The sequence below is a fragment of the Micromonospora sp. SCSIO 07396 genome, assembly GCF_053667945.1.
The window spans coordinates 6,518,134-6,529,816 of record NZ_CM132210.1 but is presented as its reverse complement, the minus strand read 5'-3'; the positions used below and the strand labels follow the sequence as shown (position 1 = coordinate 6,529,816).

Genomic DNA, 11,683 nt, shown 5'->3' with positions numbered 1-11,683 from the left:
CAGGAAAGTATGGGGCTGTCTAGCGTGGATGCTAGACAGCCCCATATTCCGGTCGAGGGCGGGTCGGCGACACGCCGGTAGCCCCGTCTACGCATCTCTAGTCCGCCGGCTAGAGGGCCCGATACTGTGCGATGTGTGGATCCGGTCCGCAACCCGTACGCCCCGGGTGCCGGTCAGCGCCCGCCCGAACTCGCCGGGCGGGGGCGGGAGCTGGACGTCTTCGACGTGGTGCTGGAACGGATCGCCCGGGGTCGTCCCGAACGCAGCCTGATGCTCACCGGCCTGCGGGGGGTCGGCAAGACGGTCCTGCTCAACACCCTGCGCTCGCAGGCGATCAACCGGCTCTGGGGCACCGGCAAGATCGAGGCCCGGCCGGACCAGTCGCTGCGCCGACCGGTCGCCGCCGCCCTGCACATGGCGGTCCGGGAACTGGCCCCCCGGCACCGCGCACCGGAGCGGATCGACGCCTTCCTCGGCGTACTCAAGGCGTTTGCGCAGCGCAGCGCGCCGACCACCGGGCGGGCCGGCGCGGCCCGGTTGCGTGACAGGTGGCAGCCCGGCATCGACGTGCCGGCCAGCAGCGGCCGGGCCGACTCCGGCGACATCGAGATCGACCTGGTGGAGTTGCTCACCGACGCGGCGGCGGTCGCCGGGGACGTGGGCACCGGCATCGCCGTCTTCATCGACGAGATGCAGGATCTCGGCGCGGAGGACGTCTCGGCGCTCTGCGCGGCCTGCCACGAACTGTCCCAGCTCGGCGCGCCGCTGATCGTGGTGGGTGCCGGTCTGCCGCACCTGCCGGCGGTGCTCAGCGCCGCCAAGTCGTACTCGGAGCGGCTGTTCCGTTACCTGCGGATCGACCGGCTGGACCGGATCGCCGCCGACCAGGCACTGTGCGCGCCGGCCGGCCGGGAGCAGGTGGAGTACGAGCAGAAGGCCCTCGACCTGCTCTACGAATCGTCAGGCGGCTACCCGTACTTCGTGCAGGCGTACGGGAAGGCGACCTGGGACCATGCGCCCCGGTCACCGATCACCGACGCGGACGTGCGGGTCGCCGCGCCGGAGGCGGAGGCGGAGCTGGCTGTCGGTTTCTTCGGGTCCCGGTTCGAGCGGGCCACCCCTGCCGAACGCGAGTACATGCGGGCGATGGCGACCCTGTCCCAGGTGGCGGGCGAGGTCGACGGCGGTGGTCGGGACGACATGGACGCCGCGGTGCCGACAGCCGAGATCGCCCGCGCGTTGGGCCGTAAGCCGGCGAGCCTCTCCCCGGCCCGGGACGCGTTGATCAAAAAAGGGCTGATCTACTCCGGGGAGCGCGGCACGGTCGCCTTCACCGTCCCGCACTTCGGCCGCTACCTGCGCACCCAGCCGGCCTGATCCACGTCGGCCACGCGGCGACCGACCCGCCGGAGGGCCGGTACCGGCCGCGGGGGCGGGGAGCCGCCGGGTTCAGACCCGGGACCAGGGGGGCGGGAAGACCACCTCGCCGCGCGGTGGCGGCGGCGCGTCGCTGACCTCCGGCGGCAGCACGAGCGCCTGCCACGGCTCGCCCAGCCCCGACCAGGGGCTGACCAGCCCCATCCGGTCGGCCCGCGTGAAGCCGAACCGCCTGTAGTACGCCGGGTCGCCGAGCACCACCACCAGCCGTTCGCCCAGTTCGGTGGCGGCTTCCAAGGCGGCCTGCACCACCGCCGTGCCGTGCCCGACCCGTTGCCGGTGCGGGGCCACCGCCACCGGCCCGAGCACCAGCGCCGGGACGCGGGTCCGTTCGGCCTCGACCTGCACCCGGGTGAGCAGCGCGTACCCGACCACCTCGCCGCCGTACTCGGCGACCATCGCCAGCTCCGGCAGCCACGCCGCGCTGCCGCGCAGGTCGTCGACGAGCGCGACCTCACCGGGGGTGGTGCGGTCGGGGCGGGCGAAGGCGGCGGCCAGCACCCGGCGGACCGGGCCGGCGTCGGCCGGGCCCTCGGGGCGCAGCCGAAGGGTCGTCACCCGCGCGACGTTACCGGCCGGGGCGCGTTCATCAGCGACGGTCGCTTCGTTCGGCGTGGCGCAGCGCCCGCGCCCGCCGGTACGCGCGTCCGTTCCGCGAGGTGGTGGACGACGACGCACCGGTGCGGACCGTCGACACGCAGACCGCCGCGGATCGGCCATTGCCCGGATAGTGGAGCGTCAAACGGGGTATGACTGAGCCATGAAACCCGTGCGCTCCCTCGCCCGTGTCATGTTGAGCGGCATCTTCGTGGTCAGCGGCGCCCGCAACTTTCAGCACCCCCACCGGCTCGTCCCGGCGGCCAAGCCGGTCACCGACCGGGTCGCGCCGCTGATCCAGCAGGTCGCCCCGCAGCTCCCCACCGACACCGAGACGTTGATCCGGGCCAACGCCGCCGTGCAGTTCACCGCCGGCCTGATGCTGGCCACCGGGAAGTTCACCCGCCCGGCCGCGCTGGTCCTGGCCGGTACGCTGGTGCCCACCACCGCCGCCGGTCACCCATTCTGGAGCAACGACGACCCGACGACCCGGAACAACAACCAGGTGCACTTCCTGAAGAACCTCGGCCTCTTCGGTGGCCTGCTGCTCGCCGCCGCCGACACCGAGGGCAGGCCGGGTCTGCGCTGGCGGGCCGGTCACCGCATCGGCCACTCCCGACGGTCGGTGGGTCGTGCGGTGCGTACCGCCCGGCGGGAGGCCCGGATCGCCGTCCGGTCGGCCGCCGCTGCCCGCCGGCTTCCCGGCTGACCTGCATCGATTCGGCCACCACCCCCCGTAAGGCCGCGAATTACCTGAACCACCCGACACCCGTTAACGCGGTGGAAATGTCAAAAACTGGTGTGGGATCGGACACGGTCGGATAACGCGGGAGGCAGCAACGTGAGGCGCCGTTCTAGGCTCCCTACCGGACCTGGACGGGTAGGACGACCTTGGTACGGGGGTGGCCACGCCATGCCGACAACCGTCGGTAGACGTGCGGACCGCCTCGCCCCAGTCCGTCGCGCAACGCGTGGGATCGATCGTAGGACAGTCGTACGGATCGGCATCGTGGCCGCCGTCGCCTATGCCGCATGGCTCGCCATCGGTGCTTTCGGGCGGCCGTACAACTTCTTCGACATGAAGATCTACCACGGCGCGGTGGTGTGGTGGGCGAGCGGGCACGAGTTGTACGAGTTCATCGCGCCCACCACCACGCTGGGTTTCACCTACCCGCCCTTCGCCGCGCTGGCCATGCTGCCGATGGCGGGGCTGCCGATCGAGGTGGCCGGATGGGTCAACGCGGCCGGCAGCATCGCCGCCCTGGCGGTGGTCCTCGCCGCGCTGCTGCGTCCGATCGTCGACCGGCTCGGCTGGCCGCTCTGGTTCACCGTGGCCATCGCCACGCCGATGGCCACCGCCATCGAACCGGTCCGGGAGACCCTGGGGTACGGCCAGGTCAACCTGCTCCTGTTCGCGTTGATCATGGCGGACCTGGTGGGCCTGCGCTGGCGTTCCCGGCGGGGCACCCACGGCCGCGACACCGACGGCCCGTTCCTGCGGCTGTTCTACAGCGGTTCCTGGGCCGGGGTCGGCATCGGCCTGGCCACCGCCGTCAAGCTCACCCCGGCGCTGTTCATCGCCTACCTCCTGATCACCAGGCAGTGGCGGGTCGCCGCCACCGCCGTCGGCACCACCATCGGCGTCACCCTGGGCAGCTTCGCGCTGGTCGGCACCGAGTCGCGGGCCTACTTCGGCGGGGTGCTGTGGCAGACCGAACGGGTCGGGGCCGCCGACATGACGCCCAACCAGTCGCTGGCCGGCCTGTTGGCCCGGCTCTACGACTCGATCGAGACGCCCGGCCTGCTCTGGCTGGCGTTCTCGGTGCTGATCCTGGCCGTCGGGCTGTCCCGGGCCGCCAACGCCCGCGCCGACGGCGACGAGTTGACCGCGTTCACCCTGGTCGGATTGACCGCCAACGTGATCAGCCCGATCTCCTGGTCGCACCACCTGGTCTGGGTCATCCCGGCGATCGTCGTGCTCGCCGACGCCGCCGTGCGCCGCCGTGAGGCGAGCCGGGGGTTGTCGCTGCGTACCGGCCAGCAGGCGTTCGGCGGGCCGCCCGGGGTGAGCGGGCTGCGCCCGCCGATCTGGTACCCGACGCTGACCGGGCTGCGGCACGGGGCTGCTGCGCTCGGGTTGTACCTGCTCTTCCTGATCTCACCGATCTGGCCGTACGAGCACAAGCTCCCCGAGGTGTCGCACTACCAGAACGGCCTGTTCGGCGCGCTGATGGAGAACTCGCTCGCACTGGCGCTGATCGTGCTGGTCGCCGCCCTGCCGTGGCGGCCCGGCGCCGAACCCGCCTTCTACGCCGACCGGCTGGCCCGCGCCACCGCCACCGCCGGCCGCCGCTGACCCCACCGGCCGGCGACGCTCGCGCACCGGCACCTCTCCGGTCGAGGGTGAGCGTGCGCCCCGGCGGGTCAGGGGCAGTTGACCCACTCTTCGGTGCCGTCGGCGAAGACCTGCCGCTTCCAGATCGGCAGCCGCGCCTTCACCTCGTCGACCAGCCGGGCGCACGCCGCGAAGGCAGCCGCCCGGTGTGCCGTGCTCACCGCCGCCACCAGCGCCACGTCACCGATGTCGAGCCGGCCGATCCGGTGCGACACCGCCACCGCGTAGACGTCGGGGTCGGCGGCGATCTCGGCGGCCACCGCGCGCAGCGTCTCGACGGCGCTCGGGTGGCCCTCGTACTCCAGCAGGGTCACCGCTCGACCGTGGTCGTGGTCGCGGACCACGCCCTGGAAGGAGACCACCGCGCCGGCCCGGCGGTCGGCCACCGCCGCCTCGTGCGCGGCCAGGTCCAGCGGCTGGTCGGTGACCGCGAGCAGGGCCGTCGTCGGGCCGGTCGTCACCACGTACGCTCCCCGGGCAGCAACGGCAGCGGTACGACCGGCACCCGGGCCCCGACCTCGCCGGAGGTGCCCGGCCGGATCACCGCGAACCCGTCCGCGCCGGCGAGCCCGCGCAGCATCGCCGACCCGACGTGGCGGACCGGGTGGGCGGTGCCGGCGGCCCGGTCCAGCCGGACCAGCGCCAGGTGCGTGTAATCCCCCCGGCCGGGCACCGGCCCGGCGAGGGTGGCCTGGGGCAGCGCCGGCAGCGCCCGGCCCTGGAGGCCGGCGAGCAGCGGCGCGACCAGCGACACCAGGGCGACGATCGCGGACTGCGGGTTGCCCGGCAGCCCGGCCACGAACCGCACCCGCCCGTCGGCGTCGACCAGCCGGGCCAGCAGCATCGGGAAGCCGGGCCGCACGGCGACCGTGTTCACCACGTGGTCGGCCCCCAGCGCCTCCAGCGCGGGGTGCAGGTGGTCGACCGGTCCGTGCATGGTGCCGCCGGTGGTGCAGACCAGGTCGGCCCCGGCGAGCGCGGCGCGCAGGGCGGCCACGTGGGCGGGGAGGGTGTCGGCCACCGGGCCGACCACGTCGGAGGGCCGCACCTGGCAGCCGTAGCGCCGCAACCAGGACGGCACCGCCGGGCCGAGCGCGTCGCGGACCCGGCCCGACCCGGGCGGCCCGGCGGTGAGCAGTTCGTCGCCGAAGACCAGCAGCGCGGCGCGTGGTTGGCGGCGCACCGTGAGCTGGTCGTGCCCGCAGGAGGCGGCCAGCCCGATCAGCGCCGGGTCGACCGGGGTGCCCGCCGGCACCAGTTCCTCACCGGCCACCGCCTCCTCGCCCGGCTCCCGCCACTCCGGGTTCGGGCGTGGCGTGCCGGTCACCCGCCCGTCCGGGGTACGCCCCGAGTCCTCGATCCGCAGGATGGCGGTCGTCCCGGTGGGGACCATCGCGCCGGTGGCGATCTCCACGGTGGTGCCGTCGGCGGTCAGCCCCGCCGGGGTCTGCCCGGCGAGCACCCGTCCCACCACGTCCCACGGGCCGGCCCCGCGCACCGCCCAGCCGTCGACGCTGGAGGTGGGGAAGGCGGGCAGGTCGGTCCGGGTGGTCAGCGGCTCGGCCAGGGTGTACCCGTCGGCGTCGGCAAGCGACCGGTTGACCGGAGGCAGGGCGGCGGCGAGGCCGACCGCGTACACCCGGGAGCGGGCCTCCTCCCATCCGGCCGGCGGCGGCGCGGCGACCTGGGCCGCGGCGGCGGCGGTTTCCGTGCTCACCGGGGGCCTCCGTTCGAACGGGACGCGTACACCTCCGCGAGCCTATCGCCGCCGCGTCGGGCGTGTGGTCAGTGGTCGCCGCCGCGCAGCTGGTCGACCGCGTGGCCGAGGATCGGCCCGAGCACGGCCAGCCCGTCCTTCGCGCCGCCCCGCGAGCCGGGCAGGTTGACCACGAGCATCCGGCCCAGCACCCCGGCCAACCCCCGGGACAGCGCCGCGGTGGGCACCCGGTCCCGGCTGTACGCGCGGATCGCCTCGGCGATGCCGGGGATCTCGTAATCGAGCAGCGCCCGGGTCACCTCCGGGGTCCGGTCGGTGGGGGTGATGCCGGTGCCGCCGCTGGTCAGCACCACGTCGATCCCGTCGGCGCGGGCGGCGCGCAGGGCCTCGCCGACCGGCTCGCCGTCGGGCACCACCACCGGCTCGTCGACCTGGCAGCCCAGCTCACGCAGACCGGCGACGAGCAGCGGGCCGCTGGTGTCGGCGTACACCCCGGCGGCGGCCCGGTTGGACGCCACGACGACCTGGGCCCGGATCACGGCCGGTCCTGCGGGCGGACCCACTCGCCGGTCTTGCCGCCGGTCTTGCGCAGCACCCGGACGGCGTCCACCGCGGCGGCCGGGTCGACCGCCTTGACCATGTCGATCAGGGCCAGCCCGGCGACGGCGACGGCGGTCAGCGCCTCCATCTCCACCCCGGTCCGGTCGGCGGTGCGGGCGGTGGCGGTGATCTCGACGGTGTCGTCGGTGAGTTCGAGGTCGACGGTGACGCCGTGCAGGGCGATCGGGTGGCACAGCGGGATCAGGTCGGGGGTGCGTTTGGCGCCCATGATGCCGGCGATCCGGCCGACGGCCAGCGCGTCGCCCTTGGGCAGCCCGTCACGGCGCAGCAGCTCCACCACCTCGGCGGTGGTGCGCAGCCGCCCGGCGGCCACGGCGACCCGGCCGGACACCGGCTTGGCGGAGACGTCGACCATGCGGGCCGCGCCCGCGGCGTCGACGTGGCTGAGCTGCGCGGGATCGGTCACGTCCGGAAGCCTAGCGGTGCGCTCCGACCAGAGGGTACGGCCCGGTGCGCGACGACGACCGGGAACAGCGACACCGAGCGCTCGGGGACGATTCGTGATCGGTAGTTCATCGTCGATTTCATCGGTCGCCACTAATAGGTTCTGGCATCGACGACAGAGCGGGAAACACCATCACGCGCGAGATCGTCATGCCCGAGAAACCCTACGTCGCGCCGTGACCGCGAATCGCCACCGGGCCACTTCGACGACGTTGGCGCCACCGCGCCGACCCGACTACGCTGCGTTCCGCAATGGGGTGATCTGTCGCACTCGCACAACCGGCCACCTCGACGTACGGCAAACGACTCCTCTCGTCCGATGTCGCGAAGCCGCCGTCTGCACCATTATCTAGCGTTAACGAGAACCGTCGGGAGCGCTCAGCACTCCGTTTCCCCATGGAAACGGAAAGTCACCAAGGTGCACTCAATTCTCACCTATCGCTCATAGTTACATTTATACCTCCAAAATCGGCCTAACCGCCCTTAGGCTGTCCCCTGTCAGATCCCGACCGCAAGGGTCGGCGACAACGACCAGGGGGGGGCGAACGCGATGTCCGCACACGAGTGGCTCTGAACGATTGTGGTGGTGGCGTGACCCCACGTAGCCTTGGCCTCTGCTCAGCGACACGGAGTGGTTGTCGAGGACACGGTGGCGCGACCGGACGAAGGCAAGACGGAGGCCGAGCGGCAGCTGACGCTGCACGTCGGCCTCGTCTGCGTGGTGGCAACCGCAGCGGCCGTCGTCGCCCTCTACCAACTGGTCCACCTCGACCTCACCGGCGGCGACCTCACCCGCTCCGTCGCACTGGCCTTCATGGCCGCACTCAGCGTCCGGATCAACTGGCAGATCCGCATCCGCGCCACCGTCCACGCGGTCTCCTGGAGTGAGACCGCGATCGTCCTCGGGCTGGCCGTCGCACCGGCGCCCCTGGTCGTCCTGACCACCGGGACCGGCGTCGCGATAGCCCTGCTGTCCATGAAACGCGGACCGTTGAAGACCACCTTCGGCATCGCCAAGAGCATGCTGCTGGCGGCCGGTGGCGGCGTCGCCCTGCACACCCTCGGCTGGTCCCCGCAGGACACCGCCCTGCCGAACGCCATCGGCATGATCGGGCTCGCCTACGTCGTCGCCGTGGTCCTCGACGAACTACTCACCCTGCCCGTCATCGCGCTGGCCACCGGCACCCCGCTGCCCCGGCTCTTCGCCGACGACCTCGGCCTGCGCCTGACCAGCGCGCTGGCCCGCTTCTTCCTGATCGCCGTCACCCTGGCCATCCTCCAGGCCGACCCCCGGCTCCTGCTCGCCGTGCCACCCCTGGTGCTCAGCCTGCACCTGCTCTACTCCAACCAGGTCAAGTCCCGCACCGAACAACAGGCCTGGCAACGGCTGGCCCGCACCACCGACGCGCTCAACGTGGTCGACCTGGACAAGGTCCTCACCACCGCCGTCACCCAGGCCACCGAACTCTTCTCCGCCGACGAGGTCGAGATCGAACTGCGCGACGCCGGCCGCACCGTCCGCGGCGCGAGCGGCACGATCACCTACGACGGCCCGTCCGGCACCCCCAGCGAGATCGAGGGCACCGTCCTGCCCGCCCGCCTCGAAGGCCACGACCGCACCGTCGACGTCGGCATGCTGCGGCTGCGCTTCCGAGGGCCGGTCCGGCTCAACGAACGCGAGCAGTACACCCTGCGCACCTTCGCCTCCGCGCTGTGCACCGCCGTCCGCAACGCCCAGGCGTACGCCGAACTCGCCCGGGTCGCGGCCGAACACGCCCACGCCGCCAGCCACGACGCCCTCACCGGCCTGGCCAACCGCCGGCAACTGCTCGACCGGGGCACCGAACAACTCGGCACCCGGCACGCCGAGGGGGTGACCGCCCTCGTCCTGATCGACCTCAACCACTTCAAGGAGGTCAACGACACCCTCGGCCACGCCGCCGGTGACCAGGTGCTGATGCGGGTCGCCGACCGGCTACGCGCCGCCGCCCGCGACGAGGACCTGGTCGCCCGCCTCGGCGGCGACGAGTTCGCCGTGCTGATGCGCAACCTGCCCGCCCCCGCCATCGCCGCCCACCGGGCCGAGACCCTGCTCGGCGCCCTGCACGAACCGATCGACGTGGACGGCATGCGGATCAGCGTGGAGGCCAGCGGCGGCATCGCGGCGGCCCCCTCCACAGGCGGCATGCCCGAACTGCTGCGCCGCGCCGACGTCGCCATGTACCAGGCCAAGCGGGCCGGCCAACGGATCGCCACGTACGCCCCCACCCGGGACACCGCCGACCTGCGCCGGCTCACCCTCGGCGGTGAGTTGCCCCGCGCGGTCGCCGACCACGAGTTCACCGTCAACTTCCAGCCCATCGTCGACCTCGGCACCGGCGAGGTGACCGGAGCCGAGGCGCTGGCCCGCTGGCACCACCCCCGGCACGGGGTGATCGACCCGTTGCGCTTCATCGAGGCGGTGGAACGCTCCGGCATGCTCCCCGCGTTCGCCGAGGCCATCCTCGACCAGGCGCTCGTCGCCGCCGTCGGCTGGCGGACCGCCGGCTTCGACCTGCCCGTCTCGGTCAACGTCTCGCCCCGCAGCCTGCTCGACGCCCGGTTCCCCGGCGCAGTGCTGGCCCGGCTCCAGGCCCACGACTTCCCCCCGGACCGGCTCGTCCTGGAGCTGACCGAAACCCTCACCCTCAGCCAACTCGACGTGGTCGACCGGGTGCTCAACCGGCTGCGCGACTCCGGCATCCGGCTCGCCCTGGACGACTTCGGCACCGGCTACTCGTCACTGTCCCTGCTCTCCCGCATCCCCGTACACGAGCTGAAGATCGACCGCAGCTTCGTCACCGCGATGGAGAGTTCGGCCGAAGCGGCGGCCGTCATCCGCTCCACCCTCGACCTCGGCCGCAGCCTCGACCTGGCCGTCGTCGCCGAAGGCGTCGAGAGCGAACCACAGCGCCGGGCCCTGTGGTCGCTCGGCTGCGCCGCCGGCCAGGGGCACCTGTTCGCCCGCCCGCTGCCGGCCGGCGCACTCCTCGCCGCACTACAACGCGGCGCCGGTGGCCGCCCCGGCAGCCTCGCCACCCCGCTGCACGACACCGGCGCGGTCATCCGGCTCAGCACCCCCGGCCGCCGCCAGCCCGCCCGGAACCGTTCGACGGGTCTGCCACACTTGCCGGCGTGACCGCCGCCGACCGTGCCGCCCGCCGCCTCCGGGCCGTCGACACCGCCGCCGGTGGACTCGCCCTCGACCTCGGCCTCTACCTGCTCTCGGCGATCTTCGCCGCCGTCACCGCCGCCACCTCCACCCTCCCGCCGCACCGGGCCTGGGGTGGCATCGCCGCCGTCGGCTACCTCGCCGCCACCGTCCTGGGCGCCGCCCAGTTCCTCCTCCGCCGCCACCGACCCGGGCTCGTCGGCACCACCGCCCGCGCAGTGGTCACCGGCCTCGCCTGGGCCGGCACCGCCCTGCTCCCGCTGATCATGCAGGCCGGGCAGCGGGCCGCCGGGCGCACCGACCGGGCCCAGGAGGAGGTGGTGGTGGTCGAGCAGGCCGGCATCCGGCTCGCCGAACACGGCACCCCCTACCTCGGGCCGGACGCCATCGCCGCGCTGCCCGCCGACGAACGGCTGCTCGGCTACACCCCCTACCAGCCGGGAATGGCGTTGTTCGGGCTGCCCCGGGCCGCCACCGACACCTGGTGGACCGACTCCCGCGTCTGGTTCGCGCTGGCCACCGCCGCAGCCCTGGCCTGGGCCGTGGTCGCACTACGCCGCCCCGCCCCCACCACCGGCGCAGCAGCCGGAGCAGCGGCGGTGCTACGCGGCGTACAGGCCGCCACCGTCCTACCGATCTGCGCACTCACCCTCGCCACCGGCGGCGACGACCTGCCCGTCCTCGCGCTCTGCCTGCTGGCGCTGGCACTCGCCGCCACCGGGCGGCCCGGCGGGGCCGGGCTGGCGGTCGGGCTGGCCGGCGCGTTGAAACTGTTCGCCTGGCCGGTCGCGCTGGTCCTGATCTTCTGGGGGACGACCCGACGGGCCGGGCTGCGGGTGGCCGCCGGCGCGCTCGGGCTGCCCGCCCTCGCCCTGCTCCCCGCCCTGCTGGTCGACCGGGACGCGCTGGTGGAGAACGTGCTGCGCTTCCCACTCGGCCACGGCCAGGTCACCAGCCCCGCCCAGTCCCCGTTCCCCGGCCACCTGATCGCCACCGCCCTGCCCGGCGGCCGGGTCGTCGCCGCCGCCCTGCTCGTCGCCGTCGGCGCCGCGATCGCCGTCCGGCTCCTCCGCCGCCCGCCCCGCACCGCCGCCGCCACCGCACTGATCTGCGGGTACGGCCTGCTCGCCGCGATCCTGCTGATGCCGACCACCCGCTTCGGCTACCTGCTCTACCCGATCGCCCTGCTGGCCTGGGCCCCCGCCCTCACCACCCGCCCGGCACCGGTTCCGCCGAGTTCCCGGCGCACCCTGCCCACAGG

Annotated in this window: 9 protein-coding genes and 1 pseudogene; 5 read left to right on the top strand and 5 right to left on the bottom strand. The window is 73.6% G+C overall.

Going from position 1 to position 11,683, the window contains the following annotated elements; all coding sequences use genetic code 11:
* Positions 1-135 precede the first annotated feature (135 nt).
* Entirely contained in the window at positions 136-1,377 is a 1,242-nt protein-coding gene (locus ACWCHM_RS28845) for an ATP-binding protein (RefSeq protein WP_204958331.1), read from the top strand.
* 72 nt (positions 1,378-1,449) lie between these two features.
* On the opposite strand, the gene ACWCHM_RS28840 is transcribed toward ACWCHM_RS28845, so the two are convergent.
* The gene (locus ACWCHM_RS28840) at positions 1,450-1,995 is read right to left on the bottom strand and encodes a GNAT family N-acetyltransferase (protein ID WP_281901664.1); all 546 of its coding nucleotides are present in this window, start codon (positions 1,993-1,995) and stop codon (positions 1,450-1,452) included.
* A gap of 202 nt (positions 1,996-2,197) precedes the next feature.
* On the opposite strand from ACWCHM_RS28840, the gene ACWCHM_RS28835 reads away from it, so the two are divergent.
* On the top strand, positions 2,198-2,743 hold the full coding sequence (locus ACWCHM_RS28835; protein ID WP_204958333.1) for a DoxX family protein: 546 nt from the start codon (positions 2,198-2,200) through the stop codon (positions 2,741-2,743).
* A 204-nt stretch (positions 2,744-2,947) separates the two neighbouring features.
* Positions 2,948-4,390: a glycosyltransferase 87 family protein gene (locus tag ACWCHM_RS28830; RefSeq protein WP_204958334.1), complete on the top strand. Its 1,443-nt coding sequence runs from the start codon at positions 2,948-2,950 to the stop codon at positions 4,388-4,390.
* Positions 4,391-4,458: 68 nt separating this feature from the next.
* On the opposite strand, the gene ACWCHM_RS28825 is transcribed toward ACWCHM_RS28830, so the two are convergent.
* From ACWCHM_RS28825 to moaC, 4 genes are all read right to left on the bottom strand, one after another.
* Positions 4,459-4,890: a molybdenum cofactor biosynthesis protein MoaE gene (locus tag ACWCHM_RS28825; protein ID WP_281903316.1), complete on the bottom strand. Its 432-nt coding sequence runs from the start codon at positions 4,888-4,890 to the stop codon at positions 4,459-4,461.
* Positions 4,887-6,146 (bottom strand): molybdopterin molybdotransferase MoeA, encoded by a 1,260-nt coding sequence (locus tag ACWCHM_RS28820; RefSeq protein ID WP_454220558.1) that lies wholly within the window; start codon positions 6,144-6,146, stop codon positions 4,887-4,889. The genes ACWCHM_RS28825 and ACWCHM_RS28820 overlap by 4 nt, the downstream gene beginning before the upstream one ends.
* Positions 6,147-6,214: 68 nt before the next feature.
* Complete coding sequence (locus tag ACWCHM_RS28815) at positions 6,215-6,685, bottom strand: MogA/MoaB family molybdenum cofactor biosynthesis protein (RefSeq protein WP_454220557.1); 471 nt, start codon at positions 6,683-6,685, stop codon at positions 6,215-6,217.
* On the bottom strand, positions 6,682-7,173 hold the full coding sequence (gene moaC, locus ACWCHM_RS28810) for a cyclic pyranopterin monophosphate synthase MoaC (protein ID WP_454220556.1): 492 nt from the start codon (positions 7,171-7,173) through the stop codon (positions 6,682-6,684). The genes ACWCHM_RS28815 and moaC overlap by 4 nt, the downstream gene beginning before the upstream one ends.
* Before the next feature lie 669 nt (positions 7,174-7,842).
* Between moaC and ACWCHM_RS28805 the strand changes: the two genes are divergently transcribed.
* Positions 7,843-10,389, top strand: a complete 2,547-nt coding sequence (locus tag ACWCHM_RS28805; protein ID WP_454220555.1) for a putative bifunctional diguanylate cyclase/phosphodiesterase — start codon at positions 7,843-7,845, stop codon at positions 10,387-10,389.
* A pseudogene (locus ACWCHM_RS28800) lies at positions 10,386-11,672 on the top strand (glycosyltransferase 87 family protein); the annotation flags it as partial. The gene ACWCHM_RS28805 and the pseudogene ACWCHM_RS28800, both read left to right, overlap by 4 nt.
* Between the last annotated feature and the right edge of the window lie 11 nt (positions 11,673-11,683).